At 68.3% G+C, this 19,995-nt stretch carries 17 protein-coding genes; 8 read left to right on the top strand and 9 right to left on the bottom strand.

Annotated features, from left to right (window positions below):
• The 6 genes from ACZ6YV_RS33480 to polA all read right to left on the bottom strand — a co-directional run bounded on the left by ACZ6YV_RS33480 (position 1) and on the right by polA (position 10,457).
• Entirely contained in the window at positions 1 to 1,290 is a 1,290-nt protein-coding gene (locus ACZ6YV_RS33480; protein WP_465513424.1) for an ABC transporter substrate-binding protein, read from the bottom strand.
• Positions 1,287 to 2,375 carry a hypothetical protein gene (locus ACZ6YV_RS33475; RefSeq protein ID WP_465513423.1) on the bottom strand — a complete coding sequence of 363 codons (1,089 nt, stop codon included), beginning with the start codon at positions 2,373 to 2,375 and terminating at the stop codon, positions 1,287 to 1,289. Before ACZ6YV_RS33475 ends, ACZ6YV_RS33480 begins: the two co-directional genes overlap by 4 nt.
• A complete protein-coding gene (locus ACZ6YV_RS33470) occupies positions 2,372 to 3,784 on the bottom strand; it encodes a VWA domain-containing protein (protein ID WP_465513422.1) in 1,413 nt (470 codons plus the stop codon). Before ACZ6YV_RS33470 ends, ACZ6YV_RS33475 begins: the two co-directional genes overlap by 4 nt.
• Before the next feature lie 10 nt (positions 3,785 to 3,794).
• Positions 3,795 to 6,035, bottom strand: coding sequence for a serine/threonine-protein kinase (locus tag ACZ6YV_RS33465; RefSeq protein ID WP_465513421.1), 2,241 nt, complete (start codon positions 6,033 to 6,035; stop codon positions 3,795 to 3,797).
• Complete coding sequence (locus ACZ6YV_RS33460) at positions 6,032 to 7,636, bottom strand: S1 family peptidase (RefSeq protein WP_465513420.1); 1,605 nt, start codon at positions 7,634 to 7,636, stop codon at positions 6,032 to 6,034. The genes ACZ6YV_RS33465 and ACZ6YV_RS33460 overlap by 4 nt, the downstream gene beginning before the upstream one ends.
• A gap of 76 nt (positions 7,637 to 7,712) precedes the next feature.
• Positions 7,713 to 10,457 carry a DNA polymerase I gene (gene polA / locus ACZ6YV_RS33455; RefSeq protein WP_465513419.1) on the bottom strand — a complete coding sequence of 915 codons (2,745 nt, stop codon included), beginning with the start codon at positions 10,455 to 10,457 and terminating at the stop codon, positions 7,713 to 7,715.
• A 62-nt stretch (positions 10,458 to 10,519) separates the two neighbouring features.
• Between polA and ACZ6YV_RS33450 the strand changes: the two genes are divergently transcribed.
• A complete protein-coding gene (locus tag ACZ6YV_RS33450; RefSeq protein ID WP_465513418.1) occupies positions 10,520 to 10,948 on the top strand; it encodes a PaaI family thioesterase in 429 nt (142 codons plus the stop codon).
• 12 nt (positions 10,949 to 10,960) lie between these two features.
• A complete protein-coding gene (locus tag ACZ6YV_RS33445) occupies positions 10,961 to 11,929 on the top strand; it encodes a LysR family transcriptional regulator (protein WP_465513417.1) in 969 nt (322 codons plus the stop codon).
• Here the strand turns inward: ACZ6YV_RS33445 and ACZ6YV_RS33440 are convergent.
• A complete protein-coding gene (locus tag ACZ6YV_RS33440; protein ID WP_465513416.1) occupies positions 11,895 to 12,716 on the bottom strand; it encodes an alpha/beta fold hydrolase in 822 nt (273 codons plus the stop codon). The two genes, ACZ6YV_RS33445 and ACZ6YV_RS33440, sit on opposite strands and share 35 nt — an antisense overlap.
• Positions 12,717 to 13,187: 471 nt before the next feature.
• Here ACZ6YV_RS33440 and ACZ6YV_RS33435 point away from each other — a divergent pair, with 471 nt between their 5' ends.
• From ACZ6YV_RS33435 to ACZ6YV_RS33415, 5 genes are all read left to right on the top strand, one after another.
• Entirely contained in the window at positions 13,188 to 14,342 is a 1,155-nt protein-coding gene (locus ACZ6YV_RS33435) for a branched-chain amino acid ABC transporter substrate-binding protein (RefSeq protein WP_465513415.1), read from the top strand.
• Positions 14,343 to 14,455: 113 nt separating this feature from the next.
• Positions 14,456 to 15,427 (top strand): branched-chain amino acid ABC transporter permease, encoded by a 972-nt coding sequence (locus ACZ6YV_RS33430; protein WP_007028137.1) that lies wholly within the window; start codon positions 14,456 to 14,458, stop codon positions 15,425 to 15,427.
• Positions 15,424 to 16,563, top strand: coding sequence for a branched-chain amino acid ABC transporter permease (locus ACZ6YV_RS33425; protein WP_378247893.1), 1,140 nt, complete (start codon positions 15,424 to 15,426; stop codon positions 16,561 to 16,563). The genes ACZ6YV_RS33430 and ACZ6YV_RS33425 overlap by 4 nt, the downstream gene beginning before the upstream one ends.
• Complete coding sequence (locus ACZ6YV_RS33420) at positions 16,560 to 17,333, top strand: ABC transporter ATP-binding protein (RefSeq protein ID WP_378247895.1); 774 nt, start codon at positions 16,560 to 16,562, stop codon at positions 17,331 to 17,333. Before ACZ6YV_RS33425 ends, ACZ6YV_RS33420 begins: the two co-directional genes overlap by 4 nt.
• Positions 17,323 to 18,036 carry an ABC transporter ATP-binding protein gene (locus ACZ6YV_RS33415; protein WP_465513414.1) on the top strand — a complete coding sequence of 238 codons (714 nt, stop codon included), beginning with the start codon at positions 17,323 to 17,325 and terminating at the stop codon, positions 18,034 to 18,036. The genes ACZ6YV_RS33420 and ACZ6YV_RS33415 overlap by 11 nt, the downstream gene beginning before the upstream one ends.
• 291 nt (positions 18,037 to 18,327) lie before the next feature.
• Here the strand turns inward: ACZ6YV_RS33415 and ACZ6YV_RS33410 are convergent, their stop codons facing one another.
• Positions 18,328 to 18,861, bottom strand: a complete 534-nt coding sequence (locus ACZ6YV_RS33410) for a hypothetical protein (RefSeq protein WP_465513413.1) — start codon at positions 18,859 to 18,861, stop codon at positions 18,328 to 18,330.
• The gene (locus ACZ6YV_RS33405) at positions 18,858 to 19,247 is read right to left on the bottom strand and encodes a hypothetical protein (RefSeq protein WP_465513412.1); all 390 of its coding nucleotides are present in this window, start codon (positions 19,245 to 19,247) and stop codon (positions 18,858 to 18,860) included. The genes ACZ6YV_RS33410 and ACZ6YV_RS33405 overlap by 4 nt, the downstream gene beginning before the upstream one ends.
• A gap of 31 nt (positions 19,248 to 19,278) precedes the next feature.
• Here ACZ6YV_RS33405 and ACZ6YV_RS33400 point away from each other — a divergent pair, with 31 nt between their 5' ends.
• Positions 19,279 to 19,956 carry a LysR family transcriptional regulator gene (locus tag ACZ6YV_RS33400; RefSeq protein WP_465513411.1) on the top strand — a complete coding sequence of 226 codons (678 nt, stop codon included), beginning with the start codon at positions 19,279 to 19,281 and terminating at the stop codon, positions 19,954 to 19,956.
• Positions 19,957 to 19,995: the final 39 nt, after the last annotated feature.

The raw sequence follows: 19,995 nt of genomic DNA, 5'->3' as shown, positions 1-19,995 counted from the left end.
TCACTGTCCACAGGGGATTTTCAGCCACTCGCCGGGCTGGATGCTCTTCTTGACGTCATCGAGCTGCTTCAGCAGGATGTCCAGCCGGTCCCGGTTGCTCAGGTACTCCAGGACGGCGCGGTGGAACGCGCCGGTCATCGACGCGGGCATCAGGTCGGAGGCGTCGAAGCACAGGGCCGACGCCGACGTGATCGTGTCCGCGACCCTCCGGCTCACCCCGTCCGGGTAGACGTCGAGACCGAGCTTCCGGTTGGCCGAGAACGCGTTCGCGCGGGGAATCGACGGCCAGATCCGCTGCGCCTTCTCCGAAGCCAGGTACTCGATCAGCTTCCGCGCCTGGGGAGTGTTCTTGAACATTCCCGCCAGGTCGGCCGCGACCTCGGAGACATCACGCCCGGGGAAGGAGAGGAAGTCGAAATCGATGCCCGGCTTGGGAAACGACTCGTCGGACCGCTTGAAGTTCTGGTACCGGCTCATGATGAACGACGCCTGGTGTTCGAGCGCGCAGCCCGGCGGGTCGGTGAACATCGGCTTGCCCGCGTCACCGAAGTCGGTCAGCAGCGCGGCCGCGGAACCGCCGCGGATCGCGGCGGGTTCGAGCACGGAACCCCAGTCCAGCCAAGCTTGTCTGACCTCGGGCGAGGTCCACGCCAGGCTGCCGGACGCCCACTGCCAGTACTTCTCGGGCCCCGCCGAATGCAGCAGGATGTCCTCGATCCAGTCGGTTCCCGGCCAGCCCGAAGTGGGCGGGGCGCCCATCCCGACACACCAGGGCGTGCCGCCCGTCGCTGTCAGCCCGGCGGAGAACGCGCGAAGACCTTCGAACGTCGTCGGGCGGATCCCGGTCAGCCGGGCCGGGTTGTACCAGATCAGGCTCTTGAGGTCGGCCTTCACCGCGACCGCGTACAGCTTCTCGGTGCCGATCTTCTGCAGGCTCACCCATTGCGGGCTGAAGGACCGGTTCACGACGGTGGAAAGGTCGTCGTCGAGTGGCAGCAGGTCGCCCGACTTCTGGTACTTCGCCAGCACTCCCGCGTTGGGCAGGACGGCCACGTCCGGCGGGGTGCCGCGCTGGACGTCCGAAGCGAGCACCTGGTCGACGGCCCGGGTGCCCTGGTAGAGGTACTCGATCCCGGTGTCGGCCTTGAACGCCTCCAGGACCTGCCGGAACGCCTGCTCCTCGTCCCCGCTCCAGGACGCGAGGACGACGACCGTCCCGTCCTGCGCCGACGCCGAGCAGCCGCCCGCGACCAGCGACAGCGCCATCACCACGGCCAGCAGGCGTTTCACCGGCGGTACCGGTATTCGTCGATCCGGGCGTGCAGCCCGAGCAGGACCAGCCCGCCCGCGAGCAGGACGCCCGCCGGGATCAGGAACTCCCGTCCGCCGGACTCGGCCGCGTCGGAGGCGTCTGCCGCCACCGCCTTCGCGCCCGCCGTGGCCACTCGCGTGTTGTCCGTCTCCACCGTGGTGGTCCGTCGGGCCCGTTCCCGGAACTCGTCGGCGGTCACTCCGCATCCCTGCTCCTCGTCGCAGTACTCGGTCAGCAGGGCGGCGAGCCGTCGCTGGCCGACGTCGTCGGCCGCCTGGACCTGCGCGCCCCGCGCGGCGGTGACACCGTCGAGCCGCTCCCCGACCGAATCCAGCCGGTCGCGGCTGATCAGGGTGAACACCAGGGCGACCCCGATGGCGGCGACGAGCACGGTCGCCGCCAGCAGCGGGACGTTCGCCACGCGGCGGAAGCGTTTCTTCAGGTACAGCTGGGTGAGCACCAGCAGCGCCAGGAGGGCCAGCACCGGCAGGAGCCACAGCGGGAGCAGCGCGAGGCTCATCCCGGTCGACGACAGTTGCCGGTCCAGCGCCGAACGTTGCCCGGCCTGCAGCCTTTCCAGTTCGTCCAGGACCCCGCCGGAGGCATGCAGCAGCCGTGACGCGTGCCAGAGATCGACCGCGCCCAGCACGGCGGCGTCCGGCTGGCGGAAGTGCACGTCGGCCTGTCCGATGGAGCCCGAGTAGGCCGCGACCTGGCTTTCCACCACCTGCAGCGCGTTGCCGCCGTCCTCACCCGCCTGGTTGAACTCCGCGACCCGCGCGAGACTCTGGCTCGCCAGCGCCAGCTGATTCGCGTACTCCTGCCCCGGGCCGGCGAGTTTCGCCTCGCCGGAGGCGAAACTCGAGATCGCGGCGGCGTCGGCGGCCACCAGCGCGGCGCGGGCGGCGGTCACTTCGAGCACCGCCTGCGAAGTCCGGTCGCGGACGGTCTCCGCCGTGGTCTGGACACTGTGGAACGCCCACAGCGAGACCACCAGGACCGCGAGGGTGAGCGCCAGCAGCGCGGTGCGGAGCCGGACCAGCCGTACCCGGGTCGGCGTCACGGAACCGCCTCGCCGAACGGGCTTCCGCAGCCGACGCAGAAGTTCGCCCCGGCGGGGGAAAGCGCGGGGCAGGCGGCGCACGCCACCGGTGACGCTTCGGACATCGGCCGATCTTCCTGCGGAAGAGCGATTTCCGAAACCCTCGACGGGATGACGACGTGCAACGCGTGACTGCGCGTCGCGTCCGGGCGCAGGCGGACGACCCCCTTCTCCGCGTCGATGATCTCCACGACCCCCGAAAGACGGCTGAGCGTCTCTTCGTCGCCCGCGGCGGTGGCCAGGGCGGCCGCCTGGCCCCAGGCCCGCTCGGCACCTGCCTGATCACCCGCCGCGTAGGCGTCGCCGCCCGCGGTCAGCGCCTCGCCGAGATCGGCTTGGGCGGCGTACTTCGAGACCATCGGGTGAATCAGCGTCGGCGGGATCGGGTCGTGTGTCCACCGCCCCGCGATGGCCAGCGCGTCTTCCTCGGTCGTCGCCCCGGGAACGGGCGCGAGTTCTGTCCACGCGAGCTGACGGTCCTGTCCGTGGCTGGGTTCGAGGTCGGGGTCGAGGTCGAGGATCAGCTGGTAGTCGCGCGTCTCGTCGCCCGCGAAAGAACCGAGCGAGAGCTCCAGCTCGCGGACGGCGGTCTCCTGGCACCGGTCGGTGAGGTCGTACTCGTCCGGGAACACCTGCTTGACCGACCGCAGCCTGCTGAACGGCATGGTGCCGATGCGCAGCCGGACCTCGGGCAGCACCTTCGTCATCGCGCTCTCGACGAGCTGCCGGAAGTCCTCGGCGAGTTCGTCGTCGTCGACCACCGAGTCGACGTTCCCGCGCAGCACCCGGCCGATCTGGGTGAGTTCGGCGGGCTCCCAGCCATCGCCGATTCCCCTGGCGTCGCAGACGAACCGGCCCTCGCAACTGTTCAGCACGCTCATCAGGGCGGCCCTGGTCTGCGAGTCGTTGCGGCCGTCGGTGAGGAGGATCGCGTGCCGGACGGCGTCGGGCTCGCGTTCGAAGAGATCGCGTGCCTTGGCGAGCCAGGCACCCATCGCGGTGCCGCCGACCGCCGCGAGGTGCTCGACGGCGGCACGGGCCTCCGCCCGGGTCCGCTCGGAGGCCGGCACCAGGCCGTCCTCGGCCGGGTAGATCATCGTCGCGTGCTCGGTGCCCTGGATGACGGCGAAGCGGACGCCGTCGGGAAGGACGTCGATGGCCGCCGCGGCGGCTCGCCGGGCCTCACCGATCTTGGTGCTGGGGAAGCGCATCGAGCTGGAGCAGTCGATCATCAGGACCTCGGCGGCCGCCCTGGCGACGGTCGCTTCGCCGCCGCGCGAGACGACCCGGACGATCGCGGTCATCGCCCGGTCGCCCTCGGCCAAGAACTTGTTCTGGTGCACTTCGAGCCCCAGCCTCGGCTGCGTCATCAGTCCTCTTTCACACCAGGGTCACCGGTCTCACCGCGTTGGCGAGGTCGATCAGGACGTCGTGCGGTTCCGGCGCGGGCGCGTGATGGGCGAGCCGCCGGTACGAGCGGTCCAGCACCGTGCGGGCGCCCGTCTCGTCCGCGCGCAGGATCTCGCCGTCGGTGATCCCGTCCTGCCCGAGGAGCACCGCCGCCAGCCCGGTCTCACGGACGGCGGTCACCAGCCTGTCGAGGGCGTCGCCGTCGAGATCCAAAGCGGACAGCCGGACCACGGCGTCGTCGAGTTCGGCCGACGCCGGGAGGTCCCCCGTCCCCGGCATCGGCGCGGACAGCACCCGCACCCCGGCGATCCGCGCGGCCTCGTCGTAGCGCGAGAATTCCGGGACCTGGTCGAGGATCTCGACGGCGGCGGCGCGGTTGCCCCGCAGCAGCCGGACCCGCGCGAGCCCGAACGCCGCACTGACCTGGGATCGGTCCCGCACCCACAAGGCGTCGTAGTACCGCTCGGCGGCGGCCGCGCCGTTGAGGTGCTCCTCGCACAGGCCCAGAGCGAGTTTCGGCGGCTCCTCGCCGGGGATGTCGCGGTACACGGCGGTGAACTTCTCCTTGGCCGCGGCGAAATCACCCGCGCCGAGCGCGAGTAGCCCCCGATGCCACGCCACTCGCCAGTCGTGGGCGGCGCGCTCGCCGAGCAGCCGTTCGGCCTCCGCCACCGCCAGCGCGCCTTCGACACCCGCCCCGAGTTCCAGCCGCGCCCGGCACCGCCGGAACTCCACCTCGACCGAACCGGACACCCTGTCGAGCTTCTTCAGCAGCCGCGCCGCGTCGGGAGCCCGGACGTCACGGAGGAAGTTCGCCTGCGGATCCTCCGGATCCTCGCGCGGCAGCGGCAGGCCGACGGCGATCTCCGCGGCTGTCGGGCGCGCGCCGAGCGAGACGGGTGTCCTCCGCGTCCAGTGCTCCAGCGGCGGCGCCTGGCCGAGTCCCGCGTCGAGCAGGACCGCCCCCTCGGCGAACAGCGTCGATCCGGCGGGTCGGGATTGCTTGTCTCGCAAGGAAAGGACCTCGCCGAGTACGCCGTCGAGCTGGACCAGCATCTCGCGCGCGGTCGCGAACCGCTGCTCGAACGAGGCCGTCGCGCGGTCGAGGACGCGGAGGAACGATTCGATGCCGAACCGGACGCCGCGCGCGTCGGTGGTGACCGACCAGCCGTCGCTGGCCTGGAAGAGTTCCCGCAACGTGACGCCGACGGTGTGGATGTCGGACCGGACGGTGAGCCCGTGTTTCGCCCGTTCCCGCGGGGACACCTGGTAGTGCTCGGTCCCGACGATCGGGCTTTCGTCGTCGGCGATCTTGCGGATGGCGCCGAAGTCGATGAGCTTGATCCGCTTCTCGCCGTGGATCACGTTGTCCGGCTTCATGTCGCAGTACAGCAGGCCCTCGCCGTGCAGGTAGTCGAGCGCGGTCAGGATCTCCCGCCCGTACGCCACGACGTGCTCGACCAGCAGTCGTCCTTCGCTGGAATCCAGCCCGGCCCGGCCGCGGTTCTTGACCTCCCGCAGGGAAAGCCCGTCGACGAACTCCATGACGATGTAGCGGAAGTCGTCGTGCTCGACCACGTCGAGGATCCGGACGACGTTCGGATGCTCCAGCGCGGTGAGCACCTGGCTTTCGGTTTCCGCGATCTTCACGGCGGCGGTGTTGTTCGTGTTGATCAGGCCCTTGAGCGCGACGTACCGGTCGCCGAGCCCGGAATCCGTTGCCAGGTAGACGAAACCGAGTCCGCCGCGTGCGACACAGCCGAGCACGTGGTAGCGGCCGTCGACCACGTCACCCGCCGCGAGCTTGGGCGAGAAGGAGAACGGCGTCCGGCAGACCGGGCAGAAGCCCTCGGACGGCGCGGGCCCGCCGCCGATCGAGCGGCCGACCGGGGTGGCGGTGCACCCGTGCTTGCCGCAGAACCGTTCCTCTTCCGGGACGTGCGGCTCGGTCAGCAGCCGGCCGGCGACGTCGGGGAGTTCGACGACCGGCAGCGGGACCCGCTCGTCCGCGGTCGCGTGGCCCGCGATCTGCTGGGAACGGGTGACCACCGTGTCGGTGATCCTGGTCGGCACGCCGGGGCCGGGGATCACCAGCGTCGGCCGTTCCGCCGGCGCGGGCTCTTCCGGGATCCCGGGCGGCAGCCCGCAGACCTTGCAGAAGCCGGTCTTGCCCAGCACGCCAGGGCAGCCGTCCCGCCCGCAGGCTGTCATCCGTCGATCCGTTTCCGTACGGTGTCCGCGTACCGCTCGACGGCGGCCGCCGCGGCCCCGAGGTCGCACGGTCCTTCGAAGAGCATCCGCCACGCGGGTGCGTAGGCGGCATCCAGTTCGACGTCTTCGACGAGGCCGCTGTTACGGGCCATCTCCCCGTACGCGTCGAGCCGGGCGCGGAGTTCCGCGCGCCGGGCGAGGTTCTCGTCGAGGAGACGGCGCAGGTCACGGGCACGCTCGACGGCTTTGGCCACGGCTCGCTCGCAGACCGGAAGCTGCCGTTTCACCCAATCGGCTTCACCGTCCCGCTCCGCCGAACGCACTTGCGTCACAGCGCCTCTCAACCGTCGGGCCTTGGGATGGACGTGCGGAGCGTCGGAAAAGCGGGGCGCGTCGCCGACATTGTCCTTCTCCAGCCGGTCGAGTTCGGCCAGCCTGGTCTCCAGCAGCGCGAGACGGCCCTCGATGTCGTCCTCGGCGGCGGGCAGGACATCGGTGCTCGACCGGACCACGTCCACCCCCGGCGAGGTCTCCTCGCGGAAGGCCAGCGCGAGCCGCAGCCCGAGTTCGTGCGCGCGCTGGGCCAGCGGTACGAGCACCTCACCGACGAGTTCGTCGGGCTCGGCCGCTTCGTCGACGCCGTAGACGACGACGGTCCGGGCGGACCCGTGACGGCCGGCGGGCGAGTCCGCGGCGACGTCGAGCCTCTCGGAGATGCGGCGGCGGACCGCGTCGGCGGTCTTGCCGACCGCGTCGACGGCGAGGACGACACTGCCCACCGGCGGCACCGTCGGGCCTGACGCGCTCCGGCCCGCGCCGTGTTCGCGATCTCCGAGGACGACAGCGCGGCGCAACGAGGCGGCGACGGCCGAATCGTCCTCGCCCATGATGATCACCCGGACGTCCGACCGGCCGTGCCCGCCGAGCCACCGGGCGAATTCGCGGGCGAACAGCACGTCGATCGCGGGCGGTTCCGGGTATTGGACGAAACTCGGGTCGATCGCCGGGCTGCCCTCGGCCCAGCGGCGCAGTTGCGGCAGGTAGCCGAGCATGGTTTCGACCGGGATCATCCAGGAGACGCGGGCGGCCTCGGTCGCGTACCGGGTCGCGACCATGCCGACGACGTGCCCGGTCTTGTCGGCGACCACCGCGGAACCGCTGAAGCCGTGGGTGATCGGCTCGGCGTCGGGGCTCCGGTTCAGCTGGACGCGCTCGAGACCGTGCCCGCCGTCGCCGACGACGGTCGCCAGCGACCACATGCCGTCCGAACCACACGGGAAGCCGTACGCGCGCACGTGCTGATCGTCTTCGAGAGCCGTCCGGTGCAGCGGGGCCCCGGTGATCTGCTCCTCGGGGTCGCGCAACCGGAGCAGCGCGACGTCCCCGCCGTCGTCGCCGATGGGCTCCGCCTGCGCGACGATCGTGGCGATTCCGGGCTCCACGCCGGGAAGCGCCACGAAATCCACGGTGACGCCGTCGTGGCCTTCGATCACGTGAGCGCAGGTGAGGAGGTGTTCGCCGTCGAGCATGGTCCCGGCGCCCAGGATCCGCCCACGGTGATCGCGCAGCCGCACCCGCCAGCGTCTGCGCTCGGAAGTCACCCGAAGGACCCTACCGATCGTGAGTGGTAATGACGGTTCTAACCGTCATTACCACTCACGAGGCCTAATGCGCGCTTTAATGTGCGGCGTCGTTCCAAGACCGGCCGTACCCGACCGAGACCTCCAGCGGCACGGCCAGCTCGTACGCCGAGCCCATTCCCTGGCGCACCAACGCTTCCAGCTGCTCACGTTCGCCGTCGGCGACCTCGAGGACGAGTTCGTCGTGGACCTGCAGCAGCACGCGACTCTTCAGCTTCGCCTCTGTCAGCGCCTTGTGGACGTTCAGCATGGCGACCTTGATGATGTCGGCCGCGCTGCCCTGGATGGGGGCGTTCAGCGCCATCCGCTCGGCCATCTCGCGGCGCTGGCGGTTGTCGCTGTTGAGGTCGGGCAGATACCGGCGGCGGCCGAAGATCGTTTCGGTGTAACCGACCTTCGCCGCGTCGCCCACGACCGAATGGAGGTAGTCGCGCACGCCGCCGAAGCGGGAGAAGTACGCCTCCATCTGTTCCTTGGCGTCTTCGGTCGAAATCCGCAGCTGCTGCGAAAGCCCGTACGCCGAAAGCCCGTACGCCAGGCCGTACGACATCGCCTTGACCCGGAACCGCAGTTCCGGCGTGATCTCCTCCGGCGGCAGCGAGAACGCGCGCGACGCCACGAACGTGTGCAGGTCCTCACCGCTGTTGAAGGCCTGGATCAGCCCCTCGTCCTGCGAGAGGTGCGCCATGATCCGCATTTCGATCTGGCTGTAGTCCGCCGTCATCAGCTCGGTGTATCCGTCGCCGACGACGAACGCGTCGCGGATGCGGCGGCCTTCCTCGGTGCGGATCGGGATGTTCTGCAGGTTCGGGTCGACCGAGGAGAGCCGTCCGGTGGCGGCGATCGTCTGCAGCAGCGTGGTGTGGATCCGGCCGTCGTCGGCGACCGCCTTGATCAGGCCTTCGACCGTGGTGCGCAGCCGGGTCGCGTCCCGGTGCTCCAGCAGATGCTGCAGGAACGGGTGCTCGGTCTTCTCGAACAGGCTCTGCAGCGCCTCGGCGTCGGTGGTGTACCCGGTCTTGGTGCGCTTGGTCTTCGGCATGCCGAGCTCGTCGAACAGGATCACCTGGAGCTGCTTCGGCGAACCGAGGTTGACCTGCTTGCCGATGACCGCGTACGCCTCGTCCGCGGCCTGGGTGACCCGGCTGAGGTAGTGCGATTCCAGATTCGTCAGGTGCTCGATGTCGACGGCGATACCCGCCGCCTCGAGTCCGGTGATCACCTGCAGCAGCGGCAGTTCCAGCTCGACGAGCAGCTGCGCGCCGCCGAGTTCCTCGAGCTCCTTGGTCAGCGCGCCCGCCAGTTCCGCGACCGCGCGGGCCTTGACCAGCTCGGCCTGGATCTCCTTCAGCTCCAGATCCTCGGCGCCGCCACCGTCGAGCAGGGAAAGCTGCCCGTCCCCGGTGTCGGCCTCGGAACGCAGCTCGCGGTGCAGGTACCGCAGGGCCAGGTCGTCGAGCTCGAAGGTGCGCTGGCCCGGACGGACCAGGTACGCCGCGAGCGCGGTGTCCATGACGAGCCCGGCGAACGTCCAGCCCCGCGCCTGGACGGCGTGCAGCGCGACCTTGAGCTCGTGGCCGATCTTCTGGATCTTCTCGTCGGCGAGCCAGGCTGTGAGCGCCTTGTCGTCCTCGGCGTCCATCGCTGTGACGTCGACGTACGCGCCTTCGCCGTCCGCCGCCGCGAAGCTGATGGCCCTCAGGTCCGAGCGGACCGAGGCACCGGTGGTGCGGAACGCCAGGCCGACTGGTGCGTCCTGCCCGGTGTGCGCGGACAGCCATTCGGTGAGCGCGCCCGGAGCGAGCTTCGCGCCGCTGACCTCGAAGCCCTCTTCGGCCTCGGGCTCGGCGCTCTGCAGGGTGGCGAAGAGCCGGTCACGCAGGACGCGGAACTCAAGCTCGTCGAACAGCGCGTGGACGGCCTCGCGGTCCCAGGGACGCAGCTCGAGACCTGTCGGGCCGAGCTCCAGCTCGACGTCGCGGATCAGCTCGGTGAGCTGACGGTTCAGCATCACCGCACCGAGGTGCTCGCGCAGCGCGTCGCCGACCTTGCCCTTGACCTCGTCGACCCTGTCGATCAGCTCGTTGAAGGAGCCGAACTGCCTGATCCACTTCGCGGCCGTCTTCTCGCCGACACCCGGGATGCTGGGCAGGTTGTCCGAGGGGTCGCCACGCAGCGCGGCGAAATCCGGGTACTGCGCCGGGGTGAGGCCGTACTTCTCCTCGACCGCTTCGGGCGTGAAGCGGGTCATCTCCGACACGCCGCGCTTCGGGTACAGCACGGTGACCTGGTCGGTCACCAGCTGGAGCGCGTCACGGTCACCCGTACAGATGAGGACGTCGAAGCCTTCGGCGGTCGCCTGTGTCGTGAGCGTGGCGATGACGTCATCGGCTTCGTAGTTCTCCTTGGTCAGCGCCGGGATGCCGAGGACCTTCAGCACGTCCTCGACCAGCCCGACCTGGCCCTTGAACTCGTCCGGCGTGGCACTGCGGTTGGCCTTGTACTCCGCGAACGTCTCCGAGCGGAACGTCTTGCGGGAGAGGTCGAACGCCACCGCGAGGTGGGTCGGCGCCTCGTCGCGCAGCAGGTTGATGAGCATCGAGGTGAACCCGAACACCGCGTTGGTCGTCTGCCCGGTCTTCGTCTTGAAGTTCTCCGCGGGCAGCGCGAAGAACGCGCGATACGCCATCGAGTGGCCGTCGATCAGCAGCAGTTTGGGCCGCTCGGCCTGTGCGGTGGCGGGTGTGGCGTTGGCAACGGTCGTGTTCTCACTCGGGCTCACGGGAGCGAGTCTAGGGTGAGGGTCTGACAGTCCTACCTGTCGTGTCGTTTAAGGAGCTCTGCGTGACCGAACAAGCCCTCGAATCCTTCGCCGGGACCGACCCGGCCTACGCCGGCCAGCAGCTCAACGACAAGCTCGGGCTCGAGATCAGCGAATTCGGGCCCGAACGCGTCGTGGGCAGCATCCCGGTCGAGGGCAACCTCCAGCCGTACGGCCTCCTCCACGGCGGGGCGAACGCCGTCGTCGCCGAGGCGCTCGGCTCGATGGTCTGCGCCCTCAACGCCGGCACCGACAAGGCGACGATGGGGCTCGAACTCTCGTGCACCCACCACCGGGCGGTCCGGTCCGGGCGGGTCACCGGCGTCGCGACCCCGGTGCACGTCGGTCGCGGGACCGTCACCGCCGAGATCGTGCTGACCGACGACCAGGGGCGCCGCTCATGCACGGCGCGGCTGACCTGTGTGGTGCGGGAACGGCCGCCGGGCGCCTGATCACAACCCCATATGGATCTCGACACGGCTCAGGTGCGGGCGTTCGTCGCGACCGCCGACCACGGTCATTTCGGTCGCGCGGCAGAATCCCTGTTCCTCAGCCAGCAAGCACTGTCGAAGCGGATCCGGAAGCTTGAGGACACCCTGTCGGTGCAGCTCTTCAGGCGCACCAACCGGTCCGTCGAGCTGACTCCCGACGGCGACCGCTTCCTCCCGCACGCGCGCGAGCTGATCCGCGCGGCGGACGCCGCCGTCGCCGCGATGGGCCTGCAGGACCGCCCGCCCCGCCTCGACGTCATCGACCCACGCCTCTCTCCCCTCTACATGCTGCGGCGCATCGCGCAGCGGGATCCGGCGCTGGTGGTCGAACGCGTCGCCGGGCGCGGACTGGCCAACGCCCTCGACCCGCTGGTCCGGGGCGAGATCGACCTCGCGTTCGGCCGCGTCGCGGACCTCGGCCGCGAAGTGCCCGCGGAACTCGAGCACCGGCTCGTCCGGCTCGAAGCGCTGGTCGCCCTTCTCGCGCCGGAGCACCCACTGGCGGGCAATGATGTCCTGAAACTGTCCGATCTCCGGAGTGACGGCATCTGGATTCCGCAATTGGGCGGCCCGGTCGAATGGCTTTCTTATTTGCAACGCCTATGCAAAGAATTCGACGTCCCGATCGACGACTCCGGAGTCAGTTACGACCTCCGGCACACTCTGGAACAGACCCGCTACGGGAAGCAGCGGGTCACTCTCGCCGGCGCCGATATGGACCTCGCCTCGGACCTCAACCTGAGAGTCCTGCCTTTCGAGCCGTCACCGCTGTTCCCGTGGTCGGTCGTGTGGCGACGCGGCGAAGGCCCGGCCCTGCGGCGCCTGCTGGCGCTCGCGGGCCGGACCAGCCACGAAGAAGGTTGGTGCACCTACGATCCCGACAGATCCTGGCTGCCGGACGACGACCTCAGACAGCTAGGTGCCGGGCGAACCAGCGCGTGAGCTCGGCATCGACCAGCTTCGCGTGTTCCGTCTGCGGAGCGGGTTCGAGCCCCGGCGACTCGGCGAACCCGTGCGCCATCCCCGGGATGGTGACGAGCTCGGATCGCCCCTCCCCCAGCGCTTTGTGCAGCGCCGCGGCCGGTTCGGTGATCGAGACGTCGTCCTCCTCACCGATGACGAGCAGCACCGGCGCGGTCAGTTCCTCCGCCCGCCGCACGTAGTCGTACTCGTTCGCGACCGCGCGGGACCGGTCCGACCAGTGGTAAGTGACGTCGTAGACCCGCTCGTTCGCCGCGATCACCGGAGCCAGCTGGGTCACCGGGTTCACCAGCGCGGCCGCCGCCACGGGAATCTCGGCGTGGGTCAGCATCTGCAGCGCGACCCCGCCGCCCTGCGAGCCGCCGACCAGCCCGACCGGACCGTCCTCAATGGACAGGCGCGAGCGCAGCTCCGCCACCGCCGCCGGGAATTCCGCCTCGACCTGCCTGGTCAGCGGCTCGACGACGTTGAGCACGTTGTCCTCGCTCGCGAGGCGGAAGAAGCCCTCGAAACCGCCTTCGGGGAACCGCTTCCCAGTCAGCGGCAACCCGAGATGCACCCGCCACGCGTGCAGTTCCCGCATCGGCAGCGCCGCCGCCATCGCCGCCTCGCTGAACGGCGCGCCCAGCAGATGCCAGGTGAGCACCAGCGGTGCCGGACGTGCTTGGTCCGACGGCGGCAGTGCCACGAACGGGACTCCCGCCGCCACGCCCTCGATCGCTCCGCTCAGTTCGACGCTCATCGTCATGTTCTCCCAGGTCTTTCTCGGTGTTTCCGGCTCTGGGAACAGCTAACCGCGAGGTCAGGGCCGGGATCCAACAGCCGTTCGGACCGCGATGACAACCATCGGTTGTCGTGGTGGAAGAGAAGGGAGGGCACGGTTGACGCCCTTTGGGGCAGCATTGCTACGACGAACGGCCGCCCTCGAAGGTGGTGAAAAAGCGCAAGATACGCGCCCGAAACGTGATCCTCACCCACGAGCATGATCGACGTGGTAGTGGTGAATCCCCAGCGTGACCAGCGAAGACTTGTCAACAGGCAACATTCGCCTTTTCGTGCAATTCGTTCTGGTTTCGACCGTCACGATGTGGACACAGAGTGATGGGCGTCTGTGCAGATCATGGCGGAGGGGGATATCTTCCTGCCCTAACCTAGCCCCTGTGTCGGGGGCAACGCCTACCGGCGGCTGGTTGGTCATGGGAGGTAGTCGGTGTCAGGAGTGCGTTTTGGACGGGTTTTCGCCGTCGCGGCGGCTGCGTCGCTGGCGCTGGCGGGCTGCGCGGGCGGCAGCAGCTCGTCCGGCAGCGGTGACAGCAGCACGCTGAAGATCGGGTTCATGGGTGACCTCACCGGTGAGAACTCCGGGATCGTGATCCCGCCCCGCAACGGCGCGAAGCTCGCTATCGACGAGTACAACAAGACGAACCCGGCGACGAAGCTGGAGCTCAAGGAATACGACAGCCAGGGCAAGCCCGAGCAGGCGACGTCGCTGATCGCGACCGCCGTCGGCCAGGACAAGATCACCGCGCTGATCGGCCCGGCCTTCTCCGGTGAGTCGAAGGCCATCGGTGGTCAGCTGGAGCAGAACAAGATCCCGAGTGTCTCGCCGTCGGCGACGAACGCGGGACTGGCCGGGAACGGCTGGAAGTACTGGCACCGCGTCGTCGCGAGCGACGCCAGCCAGGGCCCGGCCATCGCCAACTTCCTCATCACGGCGAAGTCGCCCAAGAAGGCTTACGTCATCTCGGACGACCAGGAATACAGCGTCGGCCTGGCCGACAACTTCGAGAAGACCTTGAAGGAAAAGAACGTCCCGACCGACCGCGACAAGTTCGCCAAGGACGCGTCGGACTACTCCTCGACCGTGCAGAAGGTCAAGGCCGCGAACCCGGACATCATCCTGTTCGGTGGCTACTACGCCCAGGGTGGCCGTCTGCTCAAGCAGCTGCGTGACAGCCAGGTGACCGCCACCTTCGCCACCGGCGACGGGTCGCTCGACGCTCAGCTGATCAGCGGTGCGGGTGCCGCGGCCGCCGAGAAGGCCGTCGTCGGCTGCCCCTGCAACATCCCGGACCCGGGCTCCAGCGACGAGTTCAGCACCAAGTACAAGGCCGCGTACAAGGTCGACCCGGCGATCTACTCGAGCGAGGGCTACGACGCCGCGACCGCCATCATCAACGCGGTCAAGGCGGGCAACACCACCGCGGAGAAGATCAACGAGGCCCTCAAGACGATCGACTTCAAGGGTGCTTCGAAGCAGATCAAGTTCAAGGAGAACGGCGAACCGTCGACGGACGCGATCAACGTCTACCAGGTCACCGGTGGCGTTCTCAAGAACCTCGGCATCTCGACCGAAGCCAAGCTCAACGGCTGACGGAGCAGGTAGGAACACCTAACGGAAGCGGGGGCGCTGTGCGAGCACAGCTCCCCCGCTTCCCGTAAATGTGGCGAAATAGTCCTCGCCCCGTCCCGTAAGGCATCCACGTCATGCTTCAAGATCTGCAAGCCCAGTTCCTCGGTAGCACCATCGGCGGGCTGGTCGCCGGAAGCATCTACGCCCTCATCGCCCTCGGCTACACAATGGTCTACGGCGTGCTCCGGCTCATCAACTTCGCGCATTCCGAGATCTTCATGATCGGGACGGTCACGTCCCTGTTCGTCCTCATCACCATCGCGGGCGGCACCGCCCCGATCACGCTCGGCGTGTTCGGGATGATCGCCGTGCTGCTGCTGATCATCATCGCTTCGGCCGCCGTATCCGGCGGCGCGGCCGTCCTGCTGGAGCAAGTGGCGTACCGGCCGCTCCGCAAGAAGGGCGCGACCCGCCTGGCCGCCCTGATCTCCGCCATCGGCGCCTCGCTGTTCCTGCAGGAGCTGTTCGGCCTCGAGATCATCGAATGGATCACCGGGAAATCCGGCCGTGTGCAGCAGAACGCGCCGCGCTTCATCCCGCACGAGGAGCTGTTCCACATCGGCAACGGCGTGGTCCGCACGGACCACGTGTTCGTCGTCGTCGGCGCCGTGATCATGATGATCGCCCTCGACCAGTTGGTCAGCCGCACCCGCATCGGCCGCGGTATCCGTGCCACCGCACAGGATCCCGAAGCCGCCGTGCTGATGGGTGTCAGCATCGACAAGATCGTGCGCCTCACCTTCCTGCTCGGTGGCGCGATGGCCGGCGTCGCCGCCGCGCTGTACGTCATGGAGTACGAGAACACCGATTACCGCATCGGCTTCCTCCTCGGTATCAAGGCGTTCACCGCGGCCGTGCTGGGAGGTATCGGCAACCTGCGCGGCGCTCTACTCGGTGGCATCGTGCTCGGCCTGGTGGAGAACTGGAGTTCCATCTTCTTCGGTTCACAATGGAAGGACGTCACCGCCTTTGTGGTACTGGTGCTGGTCCTGATGTTCCGTCCCACCGGCATCCTCGGTGAATCGCTACAGCGGGCACGCGCATGAAGGGCAACGAAGAAGTGGCTGAAAAGTCCTCAGAGAACGGAACTCCCGCGCGCGCCGGGTTCCACCCCATCGACGGCCTCCGGGACTGGTGGGCTGACGCTCCGCATTGGCAGCGTTATGGCGTTTACCTTCTCCTGATCGTGGGCGCGCTGATCCTGCCCGCACCCGCGATCGGTTCGTTCATGTCTCCGGACGCGGACTGGACCACCGTCCTGATCTTCCCGATCGGGGTCTACATCCTGCTGGCGATCGGCCTCAACATCGTCGTCGGTCACGCGGGCATGCTCGACCTCGGTTTCGTCGCGTTCTTCGCGATCGGCGCCTACACGCTCGCCGTGATGGGCACCAAGTACGGCTGGAGTTTCTGGGGATGCCTCGTGCTCGGCATCTTCCTGGCGGCGATGTCCGGGGTGATCCTCGGCGCTCCGACGCTCCGGTTGCGCGGTGACTATCTGGCCATCGTGACACTCGGCTTCGGTGAGATCGTCCGGATCACCGCGACCAACACCGACTCCATCGGTGGCGCCCGCGGTATCACCAACGTCCCGCACCCGGACACGATGTTCGGTATCGAGTTCCTGCTCGACCCGGCGCCGTACTACTACCTGATCCTCGCGGCGATCACGATCGCGATCGTGTTCTCGGTGCGGCTGCACCGAAGCCGCGTCGGCCGGGCATGGGCGGCGATCCGCGAGGACGAGGACGCCGCCGAACTGATGGGCGTCCCGACGTTCAAGTTCAAGCTGCTGGCGTTCGCCATCGGCGCGATGATCGGCGGCATGGCCGGTGTGGTCTACGCCAGCAAGGCCGTCTTCATCGAGCCGAACAACTTCCCGTTCATCCTGTCGGCGACCATTCTCGCGGCCGTCGTGCTCGGTGGCGCGGGAAACCTGCCCGGCGTGGTCCTCGGTGCCTTCCTGGTCGCCTGGCTCCCGGAGCGCTTCCGCTTCCTGTCCGAGTACCGCATCCTGATCTTCGGCGGTGTGCTCGTGCTGATGATGGCGCTGCGGCCGGAGGGGCTGCTGCCGTCGCGGCAGCGCAAGGCGGAACTACGTGAAGGAACAGGCGGGATGGGTGCGATGGGCGCCGAGGTCGCGGGTCCGGATTCCGAGGCTTCGGCGGAGGTGACGAAATGAGCGCGCTGCTCGAATTCGACAACGTGACGATGCGCTTCGGCGGTGTCACGGCCTTGAAGGAAGTCAACCTCACCATCAACCAGGGTGAGATCTTCGCCCTGATCGGTCCGAACGGCGCGGGCAAGACCACCGTGTTCAACGTGATCACCGGTGTCTACCAGCCGACCGAGGGCGAGGTGCGCTTCGGCGGCGCCAAGGTCAGCGGGATGAAGCGGTTCAAGATCAACCAGACCGGGATCGCCCGCACGTTCCAGAACATCCGGCTGTTCCACAACATGTCGGCGCTCGAGAACGTGATGGTCGGTGCGGACTCGCACCACAAGACCGGCGCGATCTCGGCGACGCTGGGCCTGCCCGTGCACCGCAAGGAAGAGAAGCGGGGCCGCGAGCTGGCGAGGGATCTGCTGGACTTCGTCGGGATCGGACGGGTCGAGCACAACACCGCGAAGAACCTCTCCTACGGCGACCAGCGCCGTCTGGAGATCGCGCGTGCGCTCGCGACCGACCCGAAGCTGCTGCTGCTCGACGAGCCCGCCGCCGGCATGAACCCGGCGGAGAAGAACTCGCTGCAGCAGCTGATCCGCAAGATCCGTGACGACGGCCGGACCGTGCTGCTCATCGAGCACGACATGGGCTTGGTCATGCAGATCGCCGACCGTCTCGCCGTGCTCGACTTCGGCCAGAAGATCGCAGAAGGGCTCCCCCAAGAGGTGCAGAACAACCAGAAGGTGATCGAGGCTTACCTGGGGGTGGCGGAAGATGCTTCTTGAGGTTCAGGACATCAACGTCCACTACGGGAAGATCGCCGCGCTCAAGGGAATGAGCATCGAGGTCGGCGAGGGCGAGATCGTTTCGCTCATCGGGGCCAACGGCGCCGGCAAGACCACGACGCTGAAGACGATCTCGGGCCTGCGTCCGCTGACCAGCGGCCGGATCCTCTTCGACGGCAAGGACATCTCGAAGACACCCGGGCACAAGCGGGTCGAACTCGGGATCGGCCAGTCACCGGAAGGCCGGGGTGTGTTCCCCGGTATGACGGTGCAGGAAAACCTCCTGATGGGTGCCTACACCCGCAAGGACGACCTGAAGGCCGACCTCGACGAGGTCTACGAGCTGTTCCCGCGGCTGAACGAACGCAAGACCCAGTTCGGCGGCACGATGTCCGGTGGCGAGCAGCAGATGATCGCCATCGGCCGCGCGCTGATGACCAAGCCCAAGGTGCTGCTGCTCGACGAGCCGTCCATGGGCCTGGCGCCGATGCTGATCGCGCAGATCTTCGACATCATCCGCGAGATCAACAAGCGCGGGACCACGGTCCTGCTGGTGGAGCAGAACGCGCAGCAGGCGCTGAAGCTCTCCGACCGCGCGTACGTGCTCGAGACCGGTGAAGTGGTCAAGAGCGCTCCCGGTGCCGAGCTGCTGGACGACCCGCAGGTGCGGGCCGCCTACCTCGGTGGCGACCTCGGCGTCTGACGCCTTTTGGGAAGGGCCCCGTCGCTTTCGCGGCGGGGCCCTTTCTTTTGGGTAGAGGGCAAACGTGCCGTGGTCGCGAGACCTGGACGACACATCAAAGGGTGCATGACCAGCCTCGGTCGCGAAGGAGCTTTTTCGCCAGTCGAGTGTCCACAAGGGACAATTCTTGCGGAGCACATGTCCACCTGATGCTTATATGTCCATTTCGCATCAGGGGTCGTGAGTGGTAAAGAGCGTTAGAACGACCCTTGCCACTCACGACCACCCCGCACCGACAGCACGACTTGCCGCTCAGCCCAGCTTGATGTCGGTTCCGGTGAGGTTCTTCATGTCGGTCAGCGTCGGACCGCCGAAAGCCCGCAGCACCAAGGGTTTCACCTCTTTGGGAAGATCGAAATAGAGGTCGAACTCGACCCGGACGCCACGTCCGAGCTCGAACTTGTCCGGCTGCCGCTTGATCGTCATGGCCTGGTTGTCGACCGCGATCACGGCACCGGAATCGGTGACGAGTTGCTGGCGCCGGGTGTCGAAGAGGATCCCGGACACGCCCTTTCCCGTCACCACCAACCGGAGCCGGACGAACTGGCCCTTCGCGTCGAACTCGGCGTGGCTGCCGGTGAGACTGGGCAGCCCGGCGGCCAGTCCGATGACGGAGAACTCGGTCTCGCCGTTGAGCGCCGGTGGCAGGTGCAGCGCGGTCTCGTCCGGCCGGACCTCCCGCACGGGGAGGTCGTACACGGGTTTCGCGGGTGGTTGCTCCTGCCCGCCGGAGCAACCGGAGAGCAGGAGGACCGCCGCCACCACGGCCGTCAGGCACTTTCTCATCGGACGATCTCCACGCTCAAGGACGGCCACCCGTCGAGGTCCGGCAGCCGAACCGGCCCGGCTTCCTCACCGGGCAGGAATCGCACCGTCGTACCGGTCGTGCCGTCGTCCGCGATCGGTGTCAGAGCGGTGACCGGGACGCCTCGTTCGTACCGCTTGTCCGCCACGGAGACCGAGCCGTCGGGATGGACCGTGACGGTGGCATGCCCGCCGCCGGTGCTGTCCGCCTCCTCCGCCGCATAGGCGAGCACTTCGAGGACGAGATGCGCGACCCCGCCGGGAACGAATTCGGCCGCGTTCCGGCGGATGCCCCTCAGATGGTCGTGGTCCACGGAACCGGCCCAGTCGTGCGTGGTGTCGCGCCCTCGCGCGCTCGTGTCACTCACCTTGCCATTCTCCTACGGCTACTGTGCGGATGTGGAGTTACGACGACTTCGATATCTGTGCGCGGTGGTGGAAGAAGGGCATCTCACTCGCGCCGCGGAGCGCCTCGGCATCCGGGCGTCGTCGCTCAGCCAGCAGATCATCGCGCTGGAACGGGAGCTGGACGTGACCCTGTTCCTCCGGACCCAGGCCGGGATGACACCCACCGGTGCCGCGCTGGCACTGCTCCCCCACGCCCGCCGGATACTGGAAGAGGCCGAGCTCGAACTCCTGCACCGTGGCGCGCTCGACGCCGGTCTGCTCGCCCTACCGGAAGAAGTGGACGGCCTGCGGGTCGTCGTCGTGAGCGAGAGGCCGTTGGGGGTGCTCGTCTCCGACGCCCATCCACTGGCCCGGCTCGACGAGGCTGACTGGGACGACCTCACCCGGATGGATCTCCTTCTGTACGACCGGAACCTGGCCCCGGGCTATCACGACGCGCTGCTCGCGGCGGTGGGCTGGCGGCCGCCTCGGGTGCGGACCGGACCGCCTCGGCGGTCACTTTTCGTCGCCGAGTTGCGGCACGGCGGTGACGTCGTCGCCCTGCGCCCCCACGAAGAACGGGCCGAAGGTCTGCGCTGGCTGCCGCTGCGAGAGGCGCCCGTCGTCCGGCACGCGCTGGTGTGGGACCCGGCGCACGAGTCTTCGGATCGGATCGCGGCGTTGCTATGACGGCGCCCACAACGGATTCACGGCCCGCCCGCTCGGCCT

The organism is Amycolatopsis sp. NPDC102522, assembly GCF_055584485.1.
This window is presented reverse-complemented; position numbering and strand designations above follow the sequence as displayed.

Excerpts from the sequence above, each read along its gene's own strand:
- ACZ6YV_RS33425 (WP_378247893.1), top strand. The coding sequence starts at position 15,424 with ATGAAGGGCAACGAAGAAGTGGCTGAAAAGTCCTCAGAGAACGGAACT.
- ACZ6YV_RS33465 (WP_465513421.1), bottom strand. The coding sequence starts at position 6,035 with ATGACAGCCTGCGGGCGGGACGGCTGCCCTGGCGTGCTGGGCAAGACC.
- ACZ6YV_RS33445 (WP_465513417.1), top strand. The coding sequence starts at position 10,961 with ATGGATCTCGACACGGCTCAGGTGCGGGCGTTCGTCGCGACCGCCGAC.
- ACZ6YV_RS33410 (WP_465513413.1), bottom strand. The coding sequence starts at position 18,861 with ATGAGAAAGTGCCTGACGGCCGTGGTGGCGGCGGTCCTCCTGCTCTCC.
- ACZ6YV_RS33470 (WP_465513422.1), bottom strand. The coding sequence starts at position 3,784 with ATGACGCAGCCGAGGCTGGGGCTCGAAGTGCACCAGAACAAGTTCTTG.
- ACZ6YV_RS33420 (WP_378247895.1), top strand. The coding sequence starts at position 16,560 with ATGAGCGCGCTGCTCGAATTCGACAACGTGACGATGCGCTTCGGCGGT.
- ACZ6YV_RS33440 (WP_465513416.1), bottom strand. The coding sequence starts at position 12,716 with ATGACGATGAGCGTCGAACTGAGCGGAGCGATCGAGGGCGTGGCGGCG.
- ACZ6YV_RS33415 (WP_465513414.1), top strand. The coding sequence starts at position 17,323 with ATGCTTCTTGAGGTTCAGGACATCAACGTCCACTACGGGAAGATCGCC.
- ACZ6YV_RS33430 (WP_007028137.1), top strand. The coding sequence starts at position 14,456 with ATGCTTCAAGATCTGCAAGCCCAGTTCCTCGGTAGCACCATCGGCGGG.